Origin of the sequence: Streptomyces sp. NBC_01304 (assembly GCF_035975855.1) — a bacterium.
GTDB lineage: Bacteria > Actinomycetota > Actinomycetes > Streptomycetales > Streptomycetaceae > Streptomyces.
Map to the genome: position 1 here is coordinate 766,490 of NZ_CP109055.1, position 24,280 is coordinate 790,769.

At 71.7% G+C, this 24,280-nt stretch carries 9 protein-coding genes; 2 read left to right on the forward strand and 7 right to left on the reverse strand.

Annotated elements, in window-relative coordinates; genetic code table 11:
• Positions 1–72: 72 nt before the first annotated feature.
• The 5 genes from OG430_RS03375 to OG430_RS03395 form a co-directional block, all read right to left on the reverse strand.
• Complete coding sequence (locus OG430_RS03375; RefSeq protein WP_327350866.1) at positions 73–7,167, reverse strand: non-ribosomal peptide synthetase; 7,095 nt, start codon at positions 7,165–7,167, stop codon at positions 73–75.
• A complete protein-coding gene (locus tag OG430_RS03380; RefSeq protein WP_327350867.1) occupies positions 7,164–16,541 on the reverse strand; it encodes a non-ribosomal peptide synthetase in 9,378 nt (3,125 codons plus the stop codon). The genes OG430_RS03375 and OG430_RS03380 overlap by 4 nt, the downstream gene beginning before the upstream one ends.
• 97 nt (positions 16,542–16,638) lie before the next feature.
• Positions 16,639–18,009, reverse strand: a complete 1,371-nt coding sequence (locus OG430_RS03385; RefSeq protein WP_327350868.1) for a glutamate synthase-related protein — start codon at positions 18,007–18,009, stop codon at positions 16,639–16,641.
• Positions 18,006–20,486, reverse strand: a complete 2,481-nt coding sequence (locus OG430_RS03390) for an amino acid--tRNA ligase-related protein (protein ID WP_327350869.1) — start codon at positions 20,484–20,486, stop codon at positions 18,006–18,008. Before OG430_RS03390 ends, OG430_RS03385 begins: the two co-directional genes overlap by 4 nt.
• Positions 20,483–20,980: a cobalamin B12-binding domain-containing protein gene (locus tag OG430_RS03395; RefSeq protein WP_327350870.1), complete on the reverse strand. Its 498-nt coding sequence runs from the start codon at positions 20,978–20,980 to the stop codon at positions 20,483–20,485. The genes OG430_RS03390 and OG430_RS03395 overlap by 4 nt, the downstream gene beginning before the upstream one ends.
• Before the next feature lie 248 nt (positions 20,981–21,228).
• Here OG430_RS03395 and OG430_RS03400 point away from each other — a divergent pair, with 248 nt between their 5' ends.
• Together OG430_RS03400 and OG430_RS03405 are read left to right on the forward strand one after the other, a co-directional pair.
• A complete protein-coding gene (locus OG430_RS03400) occupies positions 21,229–21,492 on the forward strand; it encodes a hypothetical protein (protein WP_327350871.1) in 264 nt (87 codons plus the stop codon).
• 292 nt (positions 21,493–21,784) lie between these two features.
• Positions 21,785–21,997, forward strand: coding sequence for an MbtH family protein (locus OG430_RS03405; protein WP_327350872.1), 213 nt, complete (start codon positions 21,785–21,787; stop codon positions 21,995–21,997).
• A 135-nt stretch (positions 21,998–22,132) separates the two neighbouring features.
• Here the strand turns inward: OG430_RS03405 and OG430_RS03410 are convergent, their stop codons facing one another.
• Positions 22,133–22,342 (reverse strand): hypothetical protein, encoded by a 210-nt coding sequence (locus tag OG430_RS03410; protein WP_327350873.1) that lies wholly within the window; start codon positions 22,340–22,342, stop codon positions 22,133–22,135.
• Between the two features lie 231 nt (positions 22,343–22,573).
• Entirely contained in the window at positions 22,574–23,857 is a 1,284-nt protein-coding gene (locus OG430_RS03415) for an acyl-CoA dehydrogenase family protein (RefSeq protein ID WP_327350874.1), read from the reverse strand.
• Between the last annotated feature and the right edge of the window lie 423 nt (positions 23,858–24,280).

Sequence of the window (24,280 nt, forward strand, 5' to 3'; positions counted from 1 at the left end):
GGTCCCTGGTCAGTCCAGTCCCTGATCGGTCCGTGATCGGTCCCTGCCCGACGTGGCCGGCCCGCGGCCCGCTCAGTCCCGCAGCTGTTCGGCCAGCGCCTTGCCTACGATCCCCAGGGGTTCGGCCTGGGTCATCTCCCAGTGCTCGCAGTCGATCTCGTGGACCTCGACCGCCTCGCTCGTGTAGGGCGCCCAGGCGGCCTGCGGGGTGACCGGCCACGGGGTGCGGCCCGCCTCGAAGAAGAGCATCGGCCCGGTGAACCTCCCCGCGGGCTCGTGCCGTTGGCGCATGGCGAGGTTGCGGGCCGTCGCCTCGACGACGGCCGCCGCCTTCGGCCGCTCGAGCATGCCGAGCACGGGCTCACGGACACGCAGCACTTCGAGGAGTTCCGCCGTGTCGGGAGGGCCGTCGGCACCCGCGAGGTCGAGTTCCGCCCCGGCCGTGCCGAGGAGCGCGATGAGCACGTCCCGGCCGGTGACCGGGGACGGCTCGAAGCCTTCCGGCAACGGATACGAGTCGAGGAGACTCAGCGAGCCGACACGCTCACCGGCCGCCTCGAGCCGTACCGCGACCGCGTGGGCGACCAGCCCGCCGAAGGACCAGCCGAGCAGGTGGTAGGGCCCCTCCGGCTGGATCATGCGTATCTCGGCGACGTACTGGTCCGCCATCGCCTCCATGGAGCCCGGCGCGTCGTGCAAGGCGGTCAACTGCCTGGCCTGCAGGCCGATGATCGGGCGGTTCTCGTCGAGGTGGCGGAGCAGGCCCGAGTAGCACCAGCTCATCCCCGAGATGGGGTGAATGCAGAACAGCGGGGCCGGGCCGACCCCCTCGCCGCGTGCCGCGCGCAGCGGCAGCACGGTGTCCAGCTCGTCCTCGCCCATGCCCGTGGAGATGCCGTCGGCCAGGGCGTGCACCACGGGCTGTCGGAACAGGTCCCGGACGGTGATAGGGACCTCCCAGACCTCCTGGATCCGGCTGACGAGGCGGCTGGCCAGGAAGGAGTGGCCGCCCAGGTGGAAGAAGTTGTCGTCGATGCTGACCCGGGGCACGCCCAGGATCTCGGCGAACAGCGTGCAGAGCATCGCCTCGGTCGGGGTGCGCGGCGCCCGCCCGCCCGCCGCGCTGTCGTAGCGGGGCTCGGGCAGCGCACCGCGGTCGAGCTTGCCGTTGGTGGTCAGCGGCAGCGCCTTGAGGGCCACGAACGCGGACGGCACCATGTATTCGGGCAGGGTGGCGGCGACCAGGCGGCGCAGCGCCTCGGTCTCGACGGTCCGCCCCTCGGCCGGTACCGCGTAGGCGACCAGGCGTTGGTCGCCGGGCTGGTCCTCCCGCAGGACGACGGCGGCTTGCGCGACGTCCTGCGCGCCCAGGAGCACCGCCTCGATTTCCCCGGGTTCGATGCGGAAGCCGCGCAGCTTGACCTGCTGGTCGGCACGGCCGAGATATTCGAGCTCGCCCTGCGGGTTCCAGCGCACGAGGTCACCGGTGCGGTACAGGCGGCTGCCGGGCGCGCCGTAGGGACTGGCGACGAAGCGTTCGGCGGTCAGGTCGGTGCGCCCGACGTAGCCGAGGGCGAGGCCCCCGCCGCCCAGGTACAACTCGCCGGGCACCCCGGGGGCAACGAGTGCGAGGTTCGCGTCCAGTACGTATCCCTGCTTGCCGGCGATGGGCCGGCCGATCGGCACGGCGGCCGTGGCGTCGGTGCCCGGGACGGCGTACGAGGTGCTGAAGCCCATGCTTTCGGCGGGGCCGTAGCCGTTGACGACCCGCAGGTGGGGGTGGGCGGCGATGACCCGGGCGGTGTGCGCGGGCGAGGCCGCCTCGCCCGCGGTCATGGCCTCCTGCAAGTGGCCGAAGACCGCGGGGTGTTCGTCGACCATGTGGTTGAAGAGGCTGGCCGACATCTGGAGCGTGGTGATGCCGTGGTGGGCGACCAGTTCGGCGATGTACCGGGGTTCGGTCGTCTCGCCGGGCTGCAGGACGCAGGTGCCGCCGTGCAGCAGCGCTCCGAAGACCTCGAGGGCGAAGGCGTCCCAGGACATGGGTGAGCACTGCAGGTACGTCTGTCCGGGGCCGAAGCGCAGATAGTCGGGACCCAGGAATGTCGCGGCGAGGGCGCGTTGGGGGGCGGCGACGCCCTTGGGGGCGCCGGTCGACCCGGAGGTGAACATCACGCAGGCGATCGCGTCGGGCCGGCCCGGGACGTCGGGCCGGTGGGCGGGCCGCGCGCTGATCTCGGGGGTCTCCCGGCTCAGGTCGACGACGACCGCCCGGGTGTCGAGGGTCTGCATATGGGTCTGGGTGACGAGCACCGAGGGCTCGACCTGGGCGAGGACGCCGTTGAGCCGGTCCACCGGGAACTGGGGGTCGAGCAGGGTGTATCCGGCGCCGGCTGACAGGACCGCGAGCAGGGCGGCGATCAGGTGCGGGGTGCGTTCCAGGTGGATCGCCACGAGGGAGCCGGGGGTGACGCCGCGGGAGGTCAGGTGGTGCGCCAGCTGGTTCGACCAGATGCTCAACTCCGCGTACGTGACGGACTGTTCGTCGTGGTGCAGGGCGACGGCGTCCGGGGTACGGGCAGCCTGGGCCGCGAACCGCTCGACGAGTCCGGGCAGCGGTGTGTCGGGGATGGCGCCGCCCCAGTCGAGGAGGCGGGCACGCTCGTCCGGGGTGAGGATGTCGAGGGCGCCGATGGGGGTTGCCGGGTCGGCTGCGGCGGCTTCGATCAAGCGGAGCAGGCGGTCTGCGAGCGCCTGCACGGTCGAGGCGTCGTACAGGTCGGTGGCGTACTCGATGGCGAGGTCGATTCCGTCGGGGCGGCCGTCGGCGGTGTGCTGCTCGGTGAAGCTCAAGGTCAGGTCGAACTTGGAGATCGCCGTATCGGCAAACGCCAACTCAGTTTTGATACCTGCCAGTTGAGGCGTCCCGGTGATCTCCTCCCCCAGGGTGAGCATGACCTGGAAGAGCGGGTGACGGGCGGCGGAACGCTCCGGGTTGAGCTCCTCGACGAGGCGGTCGAAAGGCAGGTCCTGGTGCGCCCACGCCGCCAGGTCGGTGTCCCGGACCCGAGCCAGCAGCTCGACGAAAGAGGGATCACCGCTGGTGTCCGTACGCAGCACCAGCGTGTTGACGAAGAACCCCACGAGGTCGTCGAGTGCGGGATCGGTGCGGCCCGCGCTCGGCGACCCGAGGACCACGTCATTGCCGGCGCCGCTGCGGGTCAGCACGGCCGCCGTCGCGGCCTGCACCGCCATGAACAGCGAGGCACCCGCCTCGCGGACCAGCGCGAGGAGCCGTTCGTGCGCGGTGGAGGCCAGCCGGGTGTCCAGGCGGCCGCCCCGGTGGGAGGCCACGGTGGGGCGGGGCCGGTCGCCGCGGAGGGTGACCTCGTCCGGCAGATCCGCCAACGTCTCGGCCCAGTGGGCGAGTTGTGCGGCTCCCACGCCGGTGGGGTCGTCGGCGGCGCCGAGGAGTTCTCGCTGCCACAGCGCGTAGTCCGCGTACTGCACCGGCAGCGGCCCCCAGCCCGGCGCGCCGCCCTCGACGCGGGCCGTGTAGGCGGTGGCCAGGTCGCGCATCAGCGGCCCGTTCGACCAGCCGTCGGACGCGATGTGATGCACCACGAGCAGCAGCACATGGGAGTCAGCCGACTCCTCGACGAGGAAGGCCCGCAACGGGACCTCCGCACTCAAGTCGAAGACGCGGGCAGCCAGTTCGGCCAGCACCGCCTGGGTGTCCTGCTCGGCCACGGTGACCGCCGCCAGGTCGAGATCCACCGCCTCGGCGGGCAGGATCCGCTGGAAGGGGCGCCCTTCGCTGACCTCGAAGACGGTGCGCAGGCTCTCGTGCCGCTCGACCACGTCACCCAGGGCGAGCCGCAGCGCCTGCTGGTCCAGGTCCCCGGTAAGGCGGATCGCCAAGGGGATGTTGTACGTCGCCGACGCACCCTCCAACTCACCCAGGAACCAGAGCCGTTGCTGGGCGAACGACAGCGGGATCCGCTCCGGGCGCCGCACCGCCACCAGGCCGGGGCGGCGGGTGCCGATGTGGTCCGCGAGGGCCGGGGCGAGTTCGGCGATGGTCGCGTTCTCGAAGAGGTCGCGGACGGTGAGGTCGGCGTTCAGGGCGTCCCGGATGCGAGTGACGAGGCGGGTGGCGAGCAGGGAGTGGCCGCCCAGGTGGAAGAAGTTGTCGTCGATGCCCACGTCGGACGCGCCGAGGACTTCGGCGAACAGGGAGCAGAGGACCTCCTCCACGGGGTTGCGCGGACCGCGTCCGCCCGTCGCGCTGTCATAGCGCGGCGCGGGCAGTGCGGCCCGGTCCAGCTTCCCGTTCGAGGTGAGCGGCAACGCGTCCACCGTCACGAACGCGGACGGCACCATGTACTCGGGCAGCACCGCCCCCACCGCACGCCGCAACGCCTCGGTGTCCACGGGCGCGCCCTCGGGGACCACCACATAGCCGACCAGCCGTTTGTCGCCGGGCCGGTCCTCACGTACCAGAACGGCCGCCTGCGTCACGGCCGGATCCTTGACCAGGACCGCCTCGATCTCGCCGGGCTCGATACGGAAGCCGCGTAGTTTGACCTGCTGGTCGGCGCGGCCGACGAACTCGATCGCACCCTCGCCGATCCACCGCACCAGGTCGCCGGTGCGGTACATCCGCGAGCCGTCCGGACCGTACGGATCGGCGACGAAGCGCTCGGACGTCTGCCCGGGCCGGTTCAGGTAACCGCGGGCCAGACCCGCACCGCCTATATAGAGCTCGCCCACCACACCGGTCGGCACCGGCCGCAGACCCTCGTCCAGGACGTACGTCCGCGTGTTGTCCAGCGGCCGGCCGATCGGCGGCGCCGCGGAAACGGACTCTGGTTCGATCAGCGGCCAGTGCGTGGCGTAGGTCGTGGTCTCCGTCGGCCCGTAGACGTGACCGAGTCGCAGCTTCGGGCAGGCCTCCAGCACACGCCGCATGGCGCGCGGCGACGCCGCCTCGCCACCGGTGAGGACTTCACCGAGACCCGCGAAGGCCTCCGGCCGCTCCTCCGCGATCAAGTTGAACAACGCGGTCGTCAGGAACAGTGCCCGCACGCCCGTGCCGACGGCGTGCTGCACCACATCGGCATTCACACCACCGCGCCCTGCGATGGTCACACGGCCACCGCGCAACAGCGGCACCCACAGCTCATACGTCGCGGCATCGAAGGTGTGCGGCGAATGGAACAGCGTACTGAGGTGGTCCCCGCCGTCCCAGCGGGCGTCGAAGGCCAGCTCCGCCACCCCTCGGTGCGTGGCCATGACCCCCTTGGGGACACCGGTCGAGCCGGACGTGAACATCACATACGCCCACTGATCCGGATCCGTGGACACCACCGGGGCCTCTCCCGGCTCCAACTCGCCGTCCACCAGGAGCACTTCCAGATCGCCCGGCTCGGCAAGCAACCCGTGATCCTGATGCACTGCATCCACGAGCAGGACCCGTGCGTCCGCGTCCGCGAGGATCGACGCCAGCCGGGCCGCCGGATCGGTGACGTTCAACGGCGCATACACGCCGCCCGCCTTCAGCACCGCCAGCAGCGACACCACAAGTTCGACGGACCGCTCCATCAGCACACCGACGACCGCCTCGGGACCGACCCCGGCCCCTGCGAGACGCCGCGCCAGACCGTTCGACCACGCATCCAACTCGGCGTAGGTGACGGATCGTTCGCCGTGGTGCAGGGCGATGGCGTCGGGGGTACGGGCGGCCTGGGCGACGAACAGCTCGTGCAGCGCCCCCTCCGGGACCTCACGCCCGGCGCCCGTCCACCCCGCGAACAGCCGGCGGCGCTCCTCGGCGCCGAGCACGTCGAGTTCGCCGATGCGGGTTGCCGGGTCGGCGGCTGCGGCCGCGATCAGCCGCAGCAGACGGTCGGCGAGGGCCTGCACGGTCGAGGCGTCGTACAGGTCGGTGGCGTACTCGATGGCGAGGTCGATGCCGTCGGGGCGGCCGTCGGCGGTGTACCGCTCGGCGAACCCGAAGGTCAGGTCGAACTTCGAGATCCCGGTGTCGGCGAACGCCACCTCGGCCCGCAGGCCAGGGAGTTCGGGCGCACCCATGGACGCCTCGCCCAGGCTGAGCATGACCTGGAAGAGGGGGTGGCGGGCGGCGGAACGCTCCGGGTTGAGCTCCTCGACGAGGCGGTCGAAGGGCAGGTCCTGATGCGCCCACGCGGCCAGGTCGGTGTCACGGACCCGGCCCAGCAGCTCGGTGAAGGAAGGATCGCCGCTGGTGTCGGTGCGCAACGCCAACGTATTGACGAAGAACCCGACGAGGTCCTCCAGCCCCTCCTCGGTGCGCCCGGCCACCGGGGAGCCGATGGGCACATCGGTGCCGGCGCCGCTGCGGGTCAGGACGGCGGCGGTCGCCGCCTGCACCGCCATGAACAGTGAGGCGCCCGACTCGCGGACCAGCGCGAGGAGTTGCTGGTGCACGGCGGAAGGCAGGCTGGAGACGAGCCGGTCCCCCCGGTAGGAGGCGGCGACGGGGCGGGGCCGGTCGCCGCGGAGGGTGACCTCTTCCGGGAGATCCGCCAACATCTTCGCCCAGTAGGCGAGTTGGGCGGCTCCCAGGCTGGCGGGATCGTCGTCGGCGCCGAGGAGTTCGCGCTGCCACATCGCGTAGTCCGCGTACTGCACCGGCAGCGGCTCCCAGTCCGGCCCACGGTCCTCAAGGCGGGCGGAGTAGGCGGTGGCGAGATCACGCATCAGCGGTCCGTTGGACCAGCCGTCGGATGCGATGTGATGCATCACGAGGAGCAGGACGTGGTCGTCCCCGGCGATCCGCAGCAGATGGGTGCGGATCGGCAAGTCGCTTGCCAGGTCGAAGGTGCAGGCGGCCAACTCGGCGAGTCTCGGGGCCAGTTCCGGCTGCGCGACCGGAGTGGGCGACAGGGTCAGCGCGAAGTCCGCGGCAGTCAGGATGTGCTGGTGCGGGCCCTGCTCCCCGACCGGGTAGACGGTGCGCAGGATCTCGTGCCGCTCGACCACGTCGGTCAGCGCGAGCCGCAGCGCCTCCTGGTCCAGATCCCCGTGCAGCCGGATCGCCAAGGGGATGTTGTACGTCGCCGACGCGCCCTCCAGCTCACCCAGGAACCACAAGCGCTGCTGCGCGAACGACAGCGGGATCATGAGGTAACTCCTGTCTGGCGGAACGACCGCAGCTTGGGCCTGGAGGCGGTCTTGGCCCGGCCGACCCGCTCGCCGAGGTCGGCGATGGTCGGCGTCTCGAAGAGGTCGCGGACGGTGAGGTCGGCGCTCAGGACATTGCGGATGCGGCTGACGAGGCGGGTGGCGAGCAGGGAGTGGCCGCCCAGGTGGAAGAAGTTGTCGTCGATGCCCACGCCGTCTGCGCCGAGCACCTCGGCGAACAGCGAGCAGAGGACCTCCTCCACGGGATTGCGCGGGCCTCGCCCGCCCGCGGCCCCGTCCACCCGCGGCGCGGGCAGTGCGGCCCGGTCCAGCTTCCCGTTCGAGGTGAGCGGCAGCGCGTCCACGGTCACGAACGCGGACGGCACCATGTACTCGGGCAGCGCGGCCGCGACCAGGCCGCGCAGGGCCTCGGTCTCCACGCTCCGCCCCTCGGCCGGTACGACGTAGGCGACCAGGCGCTTGTCACCCGGCCGGTCCTCGCGCACGATGACCGCGGCCTGCGCCACGTCCTCGGCACCGCGGAGGACCGCCTCGATCTCGCCGGGTTCGATGCGGAAGCCGCGTAGTTTGACCTGCTGGTCGGCGCGGCCGACGAACTCGATGCCGCCCTCGCTGATCCAGCGGACCAGGTCGCCGGTGCGGTACATCCGCGAGCCGGGCGGACCGTACGGATCGGCGACGAAGCGTTCCGACGTCTGTCCCGGCCGGTTCAGATAGCCGCGGGCCAGACCCGCACCGCCTATGTAGAGCTCGCCCACCACACCGGTCGGCACGGGCCGCAGACCCTCGTCCAGGACGTACGTCCTGGTGTTGTCCAGCGGCCGGCCGATCGGCGGCGCCGCAGTCACGGACTCCGGTCCTACAAGTGGCTGGTGCGTGGCGTAGGTGGTGGTCTCCGTCGGGCCGTAGACGTGGCCGAGCCGCAGCTGCGGGCAGGCCTCCAGCACACGCCGCATGGCGCGCGGCGACGCCGCCTCGCCACCGGTGAGGACTTCACCAAGACCCGCGAAGGCCTCGGGCCGCTCTTCCGCGATCAGATTGAACAGCGCCGTGGTCAGGAACAGGGCGCGCACTCCGTCCCGGACGGCGTCCCGCACCACGTCGGCACTGACCCCGCCCGGCCCGGCGATCGTCACGCGGCCGCCGCGCAGCAAGGGCACCCACAACTCATACGTCGCGGCATCGAAGGTGTGCGGCGAATGGAACAGCGTACTGAGGTGGTCCCCGCCGTCCCAGTGGCCGTCGAAGGCAAGCTCAGCCACCCCTCGATGGGTGGCCATGACGCCCTTGGGGACGCCCGTGGAACCGGACGTGAACATTACATACGCCCATTGGCCCGGATCCGTGGCGACCACCGGGGCCTCCCCCGGCTCCAACGCGCCCTCGACCAGGAGGACTTCGATGCCACCGGGGTCGGCGAGCAATCCGTGGTCCTGATGCGTCGGGTCCACGAGCAGGACCTGCGCGTCCGCGTCCGCGAGGATCGACGCCAGCCGGGCCGCCGGATCGGTGACGTTCAACGGCGCATACACGCCGCCCGCCTTCAGCACCGCCAGCAACGACACCACAAGCTCGACGGACCGCTCCATCAGCACACCGACGACCGCCTCAGGACCGACACCGGCCCCCGCGAGACGCTGCGCCAGACCACTCGACCACGCATCCAACTCGGCGTAGGTGACGGACCGCTCGCCGTGGTGCAGGGCGACGGCGTCGGGAGTCCGGGCGGCCTGGGCGGCGAACAGCTCGTGCAGCGCGCCCTCCGGGACCTCACGCCCGGCGCCCGTCCACCCCGCGAACAGCCGGTCGCGCTCCTCGGCGCCGAGCACGTCGAGTTCGCCGATCGGGGCGTGCGGACGTGCGATCGCCTCATTGATGAGCCGCAGCAGGCGGTCGGCGAGGGCCTGCACGGTCGGGGCGTCGTACAGGTCGGTGGCGTACTCGATGGCGAGGTCGATGCCGTCGGGACGGCCCTCGACGGTGGAGCGCTCCCGGAAGGTGACCGTGAGGTCGAACTTGGAGATCCCGGCCTCCGGATACGTCACCTCGGCCTGCAGCCCGGGGAGTTCGGGCGCGGGGGTGACCGCGTCGGTGAGGCTGAGCATGACCTGGAAGAGCGGGTGGCGGGCGGCGGAACGCTCCGGGTTGAGCTTTTCCACCAGCCGGTCGAAGGGCAGGTCCTGATGCGCCCACGCCGCCAGGTCGGTGTCACGGACCCGGCCCAGCAGCTCGGTGAAGGAGGGGTCGCCGCCGGTGTCCGTGCGCAGCACCAGCGTATTGACGAAGAACCCGACGAGGTCGTCCAGGGCCGGATCGGTGCGGCCCGCGATCGGCGACCCGAGCACCACGTCATTGCCGGCGCCGCTGCGGGTCAGCGCGGCCGCCGTCGCCGCCTGTACCGCCATGAACAGCGAGGCGCCGGCCGCGCGGACCAGGGCCTGGAGTTGCTCGTGGGCCTCCGCGGACAGTGCGGCGGTGACCGTCGCGCCCCGGTAGGACGCGGCGGTGGGGCGGGGCCGGTCGCCGCGGAGGCTGACTTCCTCCGGGAGATCCGCCAACGCCTCTGTCCAGAAGGCGAGTTGGGTGGCCCCCACACTGGCCGGGTCGTCGTCGGCGCCGAGAAGTTCACGCTGCCACAGCGCGTAGTCCGCGTACTGCACCGGCAGCGGGTCCCACCCCGGCCCACGCCCCTCCAGGCGGGCCGAGTAGGCGGTGGCCAGGTCGCGCATCAACGGACCGTTCGACCAGCCGTCGGACGCGATGTGATGCATCACAAGGAGCAGGACGTGGGAGTCGGCCGACTCCTCGACGAGGAAGGCCCGCAGCGGTACCTCCGTACTCAGGTCGATGACCTCGGCGACCAGTTCGGCGAGGACCGCCTCGCTGCCCCGCTCCCCCACCATCACCTCGGTGAGGCCGAGATCCACCTCACCGGCAGGCACGATCCGCTGGAAGGGCTCTCCCTCCCCGGCCTCGAAGACGGTACGCAGACTCTCGTGCCGGTCGATCACATCCGTCAGCGCGAGCCGCAGCGCGGCGGGGTCCACCGTGCCGAGGAGCCGGATGGCCAGGGGAATGTTGTACGTCGCCGACGCGCCCTCCAACTCGCCCAGGAACCAGAGCCGTTGCTGGGCGAACGACAGCGGGATCCGCTCCGGGCGCCGCACGGCCACCAGGTCCGGGGCGGACGTGGCGTCGGCGCCCACGAGCTCCGGCACCAGTGCCGCCACCGTGGGGTACGAGAACAGGTCGCGGACGGTCAGGTCCGCGTCGAGGACCTTGCGAATGCGGCTGACGAGACTGGTGGCGAGCAGGGAGTGGCCGCCCAGATGGAAGAAGTTGTCGTCGATGCCCACGCTCACCGCACCGAGGACCTCGGCGAACAGCGAGCAGAGAATCTCCTCCACCGGCGTACGCGGACCCCGCCCGACCGCGGCCCCGTCAAGACGAGGCGCCGGCAACGCGGCCCGGTCCAGCTTCCCGTGGACGGTCAGCGGCAGGTCGGCGAGGACCAGCAGGGCGGACGGCACCATGTACTCGGGCAGCACCGCACCCACCGCACCCCGCAACGCCTCGGTGTCCACGGAGGCGCCCTCGGCGGCCACCACATAGCCGACCAGCCGTTTGTCGCCGGGCCGGTCCTCACGTACCAGAACGGCCGCCTGCGTCACCGCCGGATCCTTGACCAGGACCGCCTCGATCTCGCCGGGCTCGATACGGAAACCGCGCAGCTTCACCTGGTGGTCGACACGGCCGGCGAAGTCGATCAGCCCGTCGCGGCGCCACCGCACCAGGTCGCCGGTGCGGTACATCCGCGAGCCGGGCGGACCGAACGGGCTGGCGACGAAGCGCTCGGCGGTCAGGCCGGGCCGGTTCAGATAGCCGCGGGCGAGGCCGGGGCCGCCGATGTACAGCTCGCCCACCACACCGGCGGGCACCGGCCGCAGGTCCGCGTCCAGGACGTACATCCCGGTGTTGTCCAGGGGCGTGCCGATCGGCAGCAGGCCGAGCGGGACGTCGGTCCGGGGCGTCGGGTAGGAGGTGGCCAGGACGGTGGTCTCACAGGGCCCGTAGCCGTTGACCACGGTGGTGTCCGGGCAGTGCTCCATGACCCGCAGCACGGCCTCGGGCGCGACCACGTCGCCGCCCGTCCAGACCTCCTGCACCCCGGCGAAGCCGGCCGGGTTCTCCTCGGCCATGACGCGGAAGAGCCCGGCGGTGATCCACAGGCAGCGCACCCGGGTCGCGGCCAGCAGCTCCCCCATGGAGATCGCGTCGAGGTTGCCGGGCGGTGCGACGACCACGGTGCCGCCGATCAGCAGGGGCGTCCACATCTCGTAGGTGAGGGCGTCGAAGGCGAGCGGCGAGTGCTGCAGCATCCGCGAGTGCGCGCCGGTCGCGAAGGCCGGGTCGAGGCCCAGGTCCACGATGTTGCGGTGGGTGTTGGCGACGCCCTTGGGGATGCCGGTGGACCCCGAGGTGAACATGACGCAGGCGATCTGATCCGGGTGGATCACCACGTCGGGGGCGGGTGTCGGCTGCTGGCCGGGGGTGAATCCGGTGAGCTCGGGGACGCCCAGGACGGTGGTGCCCTCGGGCAGGCCCAGCCCCGTCACGTCGCGGTCGGCGATGACGATCGACGCGGAGGCGGCGGTGAGGATCTGCTGGATGCGGGTGCTGGGGTACTGGGTGTCGACGGGCGCGTACACGCCGCCCGCCTTGAGGATCGCCAGGATCGAGACCTGGACCTCCAGGGACCGGTCGAGGAAGAGCGCCACCCGGGTCTCGGGTCCGACACCCGCCTCGACGAGGCGGTGGGCGTAACGGTTGGCGTACTCGTCCAACTCCGCGTAGCTCAGGGCACGTTCGCCGAGTTCCACGGCCGGGGCGTCGGGGAGGGTGGCCGCGTAGCCGCTGATGACGGCAGGCAGGGTGGTGTCGGTACGGGGTGACAGGTCGCCGGCGATCGGTTCGTTGACGCGCTGCCACTCCGTGGCGTTCAGGACGTCGAGGGCGCCGACGGGCCGCGCGGGGTCGGCGGCGGCCGCCTCCAGGAAGCGGATCAGGCGGTCCGCGAAGGCCTGCACGGTCCCGGCGTCGTACAGGTCGGTGGCGTACTCGATGCGCAGACCGACGCCGCCCGGGCCGTCCGTGGAAGTGCGGCGCTCCAGGAAGTTGACCGTCAGGTCGAAGCGCGCGATGTCGAGGGGGGCCTCCGCGGCCTCGGCCTGCAGCCCGGGGAGTTCGGGCGCGGGGGTGACCGCGTCGGCGAGGGTGAGCATGACCTGGAAGAAGGGGTGGCGGGCGGCGGAACGCTCCGGGTTGAGCTCCTCGACGAGGCGGTCGAAGGGCAGGTCCTGGTGCGCCCACGCGGCCAGGTCGGTGTCCCGGACCCGGGCCAGCAGCTCGCCAAAAGAGGGCTCACCACTCGTGTCCGTACGCAGCACCAACGTATTGACGAAGAACCCGACGAGGTCGTCCAGGGCCGGATCGGTGCGCCCGGCGACCGGGGAGCCGAGGGGCACATCGGTGCCGGCGCCACTGCGGGTCAGCACGGCCGCCGTCGCCGCCTGCACCGCCATGAACAGGGTGGCGCCCGATTCGCGGACCAGGGCCTGGAGCTGTTCGTGCGCCTGCGCGGACAGTTCCGCGGTGACCTTCGCGCCGCGGTAGGAGGCGACGGCGGGGCGCTGGCGGTCGCCGCCGAGCGTGATCTCCTCCGGCAGATCCGCCAATGCCTCGGCCCAGTACGTGAGTTGGGCCGCTCCCAGACCGGTGGGGTCGTCGTCGGCGCCGAGGAGTTCACGCTGCCACAGCGCGTAGTCCGCGTACTGCACCGGCAGCGGCTCCCAGTCCGGCGCCCCGCCCTCGACGCGGGCCGTGTAGGCGGTGGCCAGGTCGCGCATGAGGGGCACGTTCGACCAGCCGTCGGAAGCGATGTGATGCACCACGAGCAGCAGGACGTGGTGGTCCTCGGCGAGCCGCAGCAGATGGGTGCGGATCGGGACCTGCGTGGACAGGTCCAGGACGCAGGCCGCCAACTCCCATGTCCTGGCGTCTAGTTCGACGGGCGTGACGGGCACGACGGGCAGCGGGATGCGCACGCTGCCGGCCGGCCGGATCTCCTGGTGCGGGCCCTGCTCCCCCGCCGGGTAGACGGTGCGCAGGATCTCGTGCCGGTCGACCACATCACCCAGGGCGAGCCGCAGCGCCTCCTGGTCCAGATCCCCGTGCAGCCGGATCGCCAGGGGAATGTTGTACGTCGCCGAAGCGCCCTCCAACTCGCCCAGGAACCAGAGTCGTTGCTGCGCGAACGACAGCGGGCTCCGCTCCGAGCGGTCGCCGGCAGTCAGCTCGCGGCGTTGGTCCTGGGTGCGGCCTGCGATCAGCGGGGCGAGTTCGGCGACGGTCGGGTTCTCGAAGAGCTCGCGGACGGTGAGCTCGACGCTCAGGGCGTTGCGGATACGGCCGACGTGCAGGGAGTGGCCGCCCAGGTGGAAGAAGTTGTCGTCGATGCCCACGCTCACCGCACCGAGAACGTCGGCGAACAGCGCGCACAGAGTCTCCTCCACCGGCGTACGCGGACTCCGCCCACCTGCGGCTCCGTCGAGCCGAGGCTCCGGCAGCGCGGCCCGGTCCAGCTTCCCGTTCGCGGTCAGCGGCAGCGCGTCCAACGCCACGAACGCGGACGGCACCATGTACTCGGGCAGCACCGCACCCACCGCACCCCGCAGCTCCTCGGTGTCGACGGAGGTGCCTTCGCTCGCCACCACATAGCCGACGAGCCGTTTGTCGCCGGGCCGGTCCTCGCGCACGATCACGGCAGCCTGCGCAACGCCCTCGACGCCGAGGAGCACCGCCTCGATCTCACCGGGTTCGATGCGGAAACCGCGCAGCTTCACCTGCTGGTCGGCACGACCGACGAACTCGATGCCACCGGCACTGTTCCACCGCACCAGGTCGCCGGTGCGGTACATCCGCGAGCCGGCCGGACCGTACGGATCGGCGACGAAGCGCTCGGACGTCTGCCCGGGCCGGTTCAGATAGCCGCGGGCGAGATGGGTGCCTGCCACGTAGAGCTCGGCGACGACGCCGGGCGGCGCGGGGCGCAGCGCGGAGTCCAGGACGTACATCCGTGTGTTGGCCATCGGCACGCCGAGCGTCAGGCCCTCGACCTCCCGCCGGTGGGGGCCGAACGATTCGTGGCTGCAGAAGACCGTGGTCTCGGTCGGCCCGTAGACGTGCACGACCCTGGTGTTCGGGCAGACGTCCAGGACCCGGCGCAGGGCGACGGTGGACAGCACGTCACCACCGGTCCAGATCTCGCGTACTCCGGCGAGTGCGCGGGGCGCTTCCTGGGCGACGGCGTCGAAGAGCGCGGTGGTGAAGTAGACGGCGGTGATGCCGTGTTGCTCGATGGCGCGGGCCAGTTCCCCCGAGTCGATCTTCCGGTTGGGCAGGATGACGGCCTGGCCGCCGTGCAGCAGCGGTACCCACAGCTCGTAGGTGGAGGAGTCGAAGGCGAGCGGTGAGTAGGCGAGGACCTTGCTGTGCCGGTCGGCGTCCCAGCAGGGGTCCAGGGCGAGCTCGACGACGTTGCGGTGGGTGTTGGCGACGCCCTTGGGGGTGCCGCTGGACCCGGAGGTGTACATCACGTACGCCACCTGGTCGGGGTGGGTCACGGCGTCGGGCGCGGTGCGCGGGCCGTCGGCGGCGGCCGCAAGCACCTCCTGGACGGCGAGCACGCGCGCGTCCCCGGCGAAGGCGACCTCGTCCGGGTCGCGGTCGGTGAGGACGATGCCGACGCCGGTGTCCTCGACGATCCAGCGCAGTCGCTCCGCGGACTGGCGGGGATCCAACGGCACATACGAGGCACCGCACTTGAGCACGGCCAGCATCGCGGTGACGAAGGCGAGCGAGCGGTCCTGGTAGAGCGCCACCGAGTCGCCCGGGCGCACACCGAGCCCGCTCAGGGTGTACGCGACCGAGTCGGCGTCCGCGTCGAGGGCGGCGTAGGTGAGGGTGCGCCCGGCGCAGTGCAGGGCGATGGCGTCGGGGGTACGGGCGGCCTGGGCGGCGAACAGGGTGTGCAGGGGCCTCTCGGGCAGGGCGGCAGCGGTCTCGTTGTAGTCGACAAGGAGCTGCCGGCGCCGTGCGTCACCGAGCCAGTCGATGTCGTCGGCCAAGGCTGCGGGGTCGGCCAGGACGGCGGTGACGGCGTCCGCGGCGCGGGACAGCAGGTCCGCGGTGGTGCGCGCGCTGTCGGCGGTGAACCGGTCGGTGCGGTAGGCGAGTTCCAGCGTGGGGGCTCCCCCGGCGGTGCGCACGATCACGGTGACCGCGTGGTGCGTGGACTGCCGCAGCCGTACGCCGCCGTCCCAGGGGCAGTCGTCGACCAGTACGGCCGTGTCGAACAGGTCCGACCGGGCGCCCGCGGCGCCGCGTACGGCGGGCCCGGAGATCGCGAGGTGTCCCGCGACGCGCTCGTGGAAGCGGTCGACGGCTGCGATGACCTCCCGCACCTCGGCGTCCGCGCCGACGGTGACCCGCAGCGGCAGGTCGTCTCCGCCCATGCCGAAGACGATGTCCGTACGTCCGGTCAGCCGGGCGCAGACCACCGCCCAGATGCCCTGGTGGACGGCCTCGGCACGCACCCCCAGGCGGGCGGGGAGCGCCGCCAGGGCGTCGGCGGTCGCGGCCGTGAGGCGGACGGGCAGCACCTCGCTGTGCGGGGCTTCGGAGCCGCCGGTCTGCCCGCCGAGGAGGCACGGCTCGAGGGGGCCGGCCAACTCGGCCCGCCAGATGCCCTCGTGGACGTCGAAGTCGGTGCCGGCCTGGCTGCCGGTGACCGTGGAATCCAGCTGTGCCGCTGTCGCGTCCACGTCGCCGGCGAGCAGGCCGGCCAGCAGGGAGTGCAGGCCGGGGGTGTCGAGGACCGCCCGGTGTGCGGTCAGGACCAGCGCGTGGCCGCCGGCTTCCTGGCCGGTCAGGGCGAAGCGGAGCAGCGGCTCGTCGCCGGAGCCGATGTCGAAGCCGCGTGCCCACTGTGCGGCGGCCACCTCGGCGGGGTCGGCCGCCGGGTGCTCGGTCCATGGCAGGGGTGCGTCGGGCACCGCGGCGAGCACCGGCCGCCCGGTGGTGTCGTAGCCGTAGCGTGCGAGCAACTGCGGGTGCCGGGCCACCAGTTCGGCAGCAGCCTGTCGGACGTCGGCCGCCGTGCGGTCCGCGGGCAGGGCGGCCACGACCTGGCCGACGTCCAGGGTGCGGGCGCCGGGCTCGTACAGGGCGCGCAGCAGCAGGCTCTCCTGGACGGGGGTCACCTCAAAGGTCTGCGCGGGGAGCTGCTGGAACATCTCGACACCTTCTCCAGAAGGGCTTCGGGCACGGGTACGGCGGGTGGGACGGTGGGTGGAGCAGGACGGACCGGCGGGACGGCCGGGCGGGGGCGGGCTAGCTGTAACTGCCTGTCTCTGTCGGGGACTTGAGCTGCGGAAGGTCCTGTACGTACTGCGGATGGCGGGCGAGACCGTCGGGCAGCAGCAGATCGGTGTCGTCCACGGCGTCCAGGCGGTACTTGCCGAGTGCGCTGATCAGCAGCCGCAGTTCGAGGGCGATGCTCTCGACGAGCCGCACCAGCCCTTGCTCGCGGTCCTCGTCGGCGGCGAGCAGCGCGGCCCGCCCGAGACCGACACCACTGGCGCCCAGGGCGAGGGCCTTGAGGGCTCTGGCGCCCTCCCAGATCCGCCCGCTGACGAGCAGACAGTGCCCGTCGGCGTCCACGGCCCGCAGACAGTCGGCGAGCGGCAGCCCGACGTGGTCGAGGAAGGAGCGCGGCGCCCAGCCGGTGCCCCCTTCCGCACCGTCGACGGTGACGGCGTCGGCGCCCGCCTGCCATGCGGTCGCGGCGGCCCGGGCGACGTCGCGGCCGGGGTGGAGCTTCACCCAGACCCGGGCGCGCGGGAAGTTGTTGCGCATCAGCCGGATCTGCTGGCGCAGGATCTCCTCGGTGAAGGTGCCGGGGCTGCTGGTGCGCAGCACCTGGCGCTCCGTGCCGCCGGTGTCCGAGTCGGGGTCCGCGCCGCTGGTGCCCGAACTGCCCGCGCCCGGACCGAAGATGTCGGCCGTGCGGTACTGCTCGGCGAGGGCGGCTGCTTGTGCGGCGGGCAGTACGGTCATGCCGCCGAGGCCCGGCTTGGCGCCCTGGCCGACCTTCAACTCGAAGGCCAGGCGGCCCGTCGCGTGCAGCGGTTCGACGGCCGGGTCGCTGTAGACCAGGTTCCAGACCTCGCTGTCGGCGTCCTCGGTGGACTGCTGGACGACCACGCCGCCGCATCCGGCGGGCGCCTCCTCGACGGCCTCGGCGTAGGCCCTGATCCGGCCGAGCAGCGGGGACGACCCGTTGTCGGCGGAGCTGCGGTAGCCGTTGACGGGCACGATGTTCTCGCCGATGACGAGGGGAATGCCGAGCCGCCCGGCCTGGCGTCCGACGGCCTCGCCGAGCTCGTCACCGGTGGCGCGCGTGGAGCCGAAGGCGGAGACGTACAGCGGCAGCGCTGAGCCGAAACCGCCGAGCGTGCAGGCCAGTTCGACATCGTCGTGGTGGGGTTCGCGGCCGAGCTCGATGAGCTTCTCGAGGCGCTGCGGCATGAACACCGGGGGGACGACGCGGACGGCGTCGAGGAGGTCACCGGCCGCCTGCCCGGCGCCCCACAGGGTGGTGCCGTATCCGGCGGTGGGCGGGAACACGGCGGCGGCGCCGGTGCGCGCCCGCTCGCGGACCTGCTCCTCGGGGAAGCCGACAGCGGTCAGCCGGCCCGTCACGGGGACACCACGCCCGGCACCTTGGGGTAGGCCGAGGCCTGCCAGACCTCGGCGCAGCCGGTGACGTACCGGGTGAAACGCTCAAGACCGAGACCGAAGCCGGCACTCGCGGGCAGGCCGCGGCGCGCGAGGTCGAGGTACCAGCCGTACTTGGCGGGGTTCTCGCCGGTCTCGCGGATGCGGGTGACGATCGTCGCGTAGTCGTGCTCGCGCTCGCTGCCGCTGGCCAGCTCGCCGAAGCCCTCGGGGGCGATCAGGTCGAAGTTGCGCAGGCTGCCGGGGTGTTGCGGGTCCTCGCGGTCGTAGAAGCCGCGCGATCCCTTGGGGTAGTCGACGACGAAGAAGGGGCGGCTGGCCTTGGCGGACAGGATCTCCTCGCCCTGCCAGTCGATCTCGGCGCCCGGGTCCTGCGGATGCCCCAGGTCGAGCAGGCTGGTGGTGGCCTCGCGGTGCGCGATCCGGTCGAATGCGCCTGCGGCGACGTCGCGGAACGCGTCCGCGTCGCGCTCCAGCAGCTCGAGTTCGGCGCTCACGTGGCGGGCGCTGTCGGCGACGGTGTACGAGACGAGCTCTTCGAGCAGCGCCATGGCGTCCTCGCGCCGTCCGTCGCGTATCTCCACGTCGATCTGGTGGAACTCGGCCAGGTGCCGGTGGGTGACGGCCCCTTCGAGGGGTTCGAGGCGCACGTTGGGCGCGATGTAGAAGATCTTGTCGAAGGCGAGCAGCGAGGCCTGCTTGTAGAGGATCGCGCTCGTCATGAGCTTGTACTTGTGGCCGTAGAAGTCGACGTCGACCTGCTTGGAACCGCGGGTCCCCGGGTCGGTGACCGGGCCGATGACCGGTGGCAGCAGCTCGATGAAGCCACGCTCGGCGAGGAAGGCCCGGGCAGCGGTCAGCATCCGGTTCTGCACCTTGAGGATGGCCTTGGTGGCGGGCGACGAGAGGTGCACGTCGGGGGAGGTCGGCAGCGCCGCCGGGGCCCCGGCGGATCCGCTGGATGAAAGGGACATGGTCATTCCTCCGGAAGCGGCCGCTGAAGGTGCCGGGCATGCAGGGGATACGGGAGCCTGCGGTGTCTGTACTGCCTGTGCTGCATGGGCTGCCGGTCTTGCATGGGCTGTCTGTGCTGCCCGTGGGTGCGCATCGGCCGGGGCGGCGGCCCGCAGCGGGCGTCCCGGGGGCAGGTTCTCGTCGTACCTGCGCTGCACGAAGGAAAGCGCCTCGTGCAGTCCCGCGGCCGTGAGCCGGGGCGGCCGGTGGCCGTCGAGGACGTGCCGGATGGGCATGGCCCCGATCTCGGACCACATGAGCCGGCCGTCGGCGTGGATGTGGCTGCGGGTGCGGCCGGCGTTGTCGGGGTGCAGGCAGTAGGGGACGTCGAGATAGCCCCGCCGGAACGCCTCCAGGAGCGCGTCGCCCAGGTCGTCACTGAGGTTGAGCACGGCATGGACGAGCGCCCGGGCTTCGGCGTAGACCGGGTTGTCGGGGGTGGCCGGGCGGGAAAGGGGCCCGCTCGCGGTGGTGCGGACGGCGTCCGCGGCCATGCGCAGGGCGGCGATGTTCTCCGCGACGGTGGGGATGCGGTGCGCCTCTGCCTCGGTCTTGACGATGAGCCGGCGCGCTCCGGTGCGCACCGCCAAGTCGGCGGAGGCCGCCAGGAGGCGGGCCGCGCCCGGTGCGGTCGTCGGGTACAGGCCCATGTACGTGTACAGGACGATGTGCCAGTCCGTGCCGGGCAGCAGTTCGCAGGCGAGTGCGCGCAGCGCGGCGACGGCCTGTTCGTCCTGTTCGGCGTTGGTCTGCTGGGCGTAGCTGAGGGAGACGCTGTGCAGACCCAGGCGCCGGAAGAAGAGCGCTTCGAGGACGCTGATCGCCACCAGCAGGCCGGGCGGGCACAGTTGGCCGAGCATGCAGCCGCCGAAGGTCTCCAGGTGGGGTTCGCGGCCGGTGGCACGCAGGTCGGCGAGGAAGCGGCAGGTCTCCTGCCAGTTGCGTACGGAGTCGGCGAGCGGCGTACGTCCGTAGGGCAGGCAGTACGAGACGGGTCCGCCCTCGGTGGCGTCGAGCCCCACCAGCGCGAGCGCGGCGGTGATCGCCTGCGGGCGGGCGGAGCCGTGCCTGACCTGCACCGGGAAACCGTCGGCCCGGGCGGAGTCGAGGATCCAACGGGTGGTGTGCGGACTGTAGGCGGTGATCGGGTAGCCGTTCAGCGCGATGCGGTCGCGGATGGCCCGCACCGCGGAGAGCTCGTCGCCGACCCGCGTATAGCTGTCGACGGTGATGGTGCCTACCACCCAGTCCGTCGCGCGCTTGGTGGCGAGCAGCCCGTCGCGCATCCGGGCCGGGTCGGAGAACCCCATGCGGGGCTGCACGACCAGTGCGCCGGCGAGCCGGGCGGCGGCCATGAGCCGGGTGAAGTCGGATCCGGACCCGACCTCGCCCCTGGCCGGCCCGGCGGCCACGTCGGACAGGGTCATCCCCCGGCCCCCTCGGCGACGGCTTGCAACGGGGCGGACGGGGACGGGGTCTTCGGCAGGGCGCTGACGAAGGCCTCGAAGGAGGCCAGGGCGATGCGCTCGTCGAAGACCGCGTCGCAGCCCGCCTCGATGAGGGCCCGCACCTTCTCCTCCCGGCCCTCCAGGCCGATGCCGAGCTTGCCGCCGACGACCACGGGCAGCGTCCCGTTCGCGTCGTCGGCGCGCAGCGCCCGCAGCAGCGAGCGGGCGTCGTTGAAACCATGGCCGTTGACACTGCTCACCACCAGCAGGTCCGGGGCCAGGTCGCGGCAGCTGTCGACGACCAGTTCGTCGGGGGCGCATGGGCCGAGGTTGACCACGCTGTGGCCGAGGTCCTCGAGGAGGAGCTGCAGAAAGACCAGGTTCCAGGTGTGTGCGTCGGAGGAGGAACCGGTGACGACGACATCCAGTGCGTGGGGGCGAGTGAGGTTCGTCGGCGCTGCGGGCTGCATCATTCGCCCCCCTCCATGGATGAGTTGAAGGCTGTGGTGAACGCGTGCCGAAGACGGTGGTGCAAGCTCTGATGGCCGAGCCTAGGAGGCCGCGATCACCCTGACCGGCGCCTGAAGCGGCAGCTCAGCGGCAGTTGGCCGGGCATCGGATGGCAATGCCCGGCGGACCGCCGCCCACGGGGCGCGGCGCCACCTACCGTGGGCCGCCCCGGCCGCACACCGGCCGGGCCCACATCGTGGAGGAGTGTGAAGTGACGCACCCGATGGAGGAAGACCTCAGCGAGGGGCTCGCCGCCGTACTGGCGTCCGTCGACCGCAGCGACCCGCTGGGCGAGGCCCAGGTCGCCGCCCTGGAGGCGGCCCTGCTCCTGGTGCGGGCCGACCGGCTGGTGCCGGACGACGAGAGCCGGGCGCAGCTCGTGCACGAGGCACTGGGTGCGGCGCGGGCCACCGTCGTGGCGACCGGGATAGCGCTGATGCGGCAGCCCGGCAGGGCGCGCCATGCCGTCGGCTAGGGCGTGTCCGGCGGATCTTCGCGCAAGAGCCCACGGCGTCTGGTGCGTGCTCTCGGCGTGCGCCCGGATCGCCCTCGTCCTGGACGTACTTGGGTGATTCGGGCGTGCGGCGAGCGGGGGCACCCCCGGCCGGAGGCTGGGGGCGCGTGCCAGGCGTCGTGGGCCCGCGAAGATCCGCCGGACAGGCCCTAGAGCTGCCTGCGAACCGCCGCACGTGCTGCCTGTCGGGCCTTCGGCCCGCCCCTAGCGTGACGTGGCACCGACCCACAATCCGATCACCGAGGTGAACTGCATGGCTACCAACCCTTTCGAGGACTCCGAGGGCACCTACGTCGTGCTGGCCAACGACGAGGGCCAGCACTCGCTGTGGCCGGCTCGCCTGACGGTGCCCGCCGGCTGGTCCGTCGTGCGGACCGAGGGCACCAAGCAGGAATGCCTGGACTACGTAGAGGCCAACTGGACCGATCTGAGGCCCAATTCGCTGATCGAGGCGATGAGCGCCTGAGGTCCACGCGACCTTCAGCCGCACCCGTCCCCACGGCACCGGGGAGCCCACCGCCCGCCTGCTCGGCGTACCGTACGACGCCGAGCAGGCCGCAGTCGTATGTGCGCCTCGCCGAGGCTCGGGCCGTCACCGTCGCTAGCCGCGCATGACGCGCAGGACACCCGCCGCGATGGCAGCCAGCGCGAGACCGAGCAGCAGCGCTCTCGACCAGCCCTGCGGAAGCGGCTCGTCAGCTGTGCAGTGTCGGCATTCACGGTGATCAGCGGGGAATGAATCCAGCCAGTAGGCCCCGAGCAAGGTCGCCTGCGACATGTCGTACAGCTCTACATGGTCAGCTTGTTCCACGTATGCAGTAACGGTCCCCGGCCACGATGGCCACGCCCGCGCACCGGCTTGGTATATGCCAGATGTCGACGGTTCTCGATGTGCCGGGAAGAGACCTCGTACGGCATCGTTCCCAGCAGTCGGCCCCACGCTGGCGCACTGGTCACGGACGCGCTGCAGAAGCGCTCCGCCCGCACCTCCGCACAAGCCGGCCCACACCTCTCGCGCGCCCCAACCACCCGCGGACGTCCGTCACATGACGGCGGTACGCAGCTGGCGCGGGACGGCGATCTGGCATTCCGCGTCGCTAGGGCCGGGCCGTTCGGCGCGTGTGGGGTCGCTGTGGGTGGGGTCGGTGCGGACGAATTCGGCGAGGCGTTCCGACCAGCTGCCCTTGGCGGTGCCGAGGGCCACTTCGGCGAGGCGTAGGAGTTGGACGTCGGAGGTGCCGGCGGGGGCGAAGATGTGGTGCGCGTCGCGCAGGAAGCGTTCGATGGGCCGGTCGGTGAACAGGCCGGCGGCCGCGTGGATTTCCATGGCGCTGCGGGCGGAGTCCAGGGCCGATTCGACGTTGACGAGTTTGGCGTTCATCAACTCCGCGTCGCAGGAGGCTCCTTGGTCGAGGAGGGACACCGCGTGGTAGGCGGCCAGGCGGGCCGTCATCAGGCGGGACTGCATCTGGCCGAGCTTGAGTTTGATGTTGGCCAGGGCGTGCAGCGGCTTGCCGTAGCGCTGGCGTTCCTCGCAGAAGCGGGTGGTCTCCTCCAGTAACGCCTGGTGGATGCCGAGGGAGACGGCCGTCAGGTTGGCCCGCCCGTACAGGACGCTGGAGGAGTAGGCGACCGCGAGGCCGTCGCCCTCCGCGCCGAGCCGATTGGCCGCGGGGACGCGGCAGTTGTCGAAGCGGAGCTCGCCGAAGCTGAAGCCGTGCAATCCCATGGTGGCCCGCTCGGCGCCCAGCGAGAACCCGGGGCGCTCTGATTCGACGAGGAAGGCGGTCAAGCCCTTCGAGCCGGGTGCGGTGCGCACGACGACGCCGTGCAGGTCGCCGACGTGGCTGTTGCCGACATACACCTTGCGGCCGCTCAGGAGGTAGTCGTCGCCGTCGCGGACCGCGCTGGCGGCCATCCCGAGGACGTGGCCGCCGGATTCAGGTTCGGTCACCGCGATCGTCGGCAGGCACTCGCCGGCCGCCACCGCGGGCAGCCAGGTCTTCTTCTGCTCGTCGTTGCCGAAGTGGACTATCTTCGCGACGCCCAGCTGGGAGGCCTGCACCATCGCGCCCATGGCGCCGCTGACCCGGGACAGTTCCTCGATGATGATGGTCTTGGCGAGATGCCCGACGCCCATCCCGCCGTACTCGCGGGCCACCGTCGCGCCGATCCAGCCCTGGCGGGCTATCAGCCTCGACAGCTCGTGCTGCACGGTACGGGTGGCCTCCATCGCCGCCACCCGCGGCCGGACCTCGCGTTCGGCGAAGCCACGTACGTCTTCTCGGAGTTGATGGTGAAGCTCACCCGTGAAGTAGCTGCCCATCGCGAGCCCTCTTCCGTGAAACGCCTGCCCGCAGGGTTGTTCGAGCAGGTGACACCTCGGTAATCCCCCCATTGGCGGCAGCAGCCCTGGTTCAGATGGGGAACCGCCCTGGTCGCGTCGCACAGCGCCCGGCACCGCATCTCCCGCGATGGACTGCCAAACCGTTTCCTCTCGCCGCCGACCCGCCCGAGATCCGTCCTGCGGCAGGGCCTCGGAACCGACCCGTTCCGATACCGCCATCGACCCAACTCCCCTAGCTGGACGCGACATTGGCGGAAAGGTCCCATCCAGCCATCGTGAAGGTACGGACTTACATCTGCAAGCACATCTGCAAGAACGTTCGTAAGCACATCTGCAAGCACAGGTGCAAGAACGGCTGTCAGCAAGGGCTCTGGGCAGCACGATGCCCGGGCCACGACACAG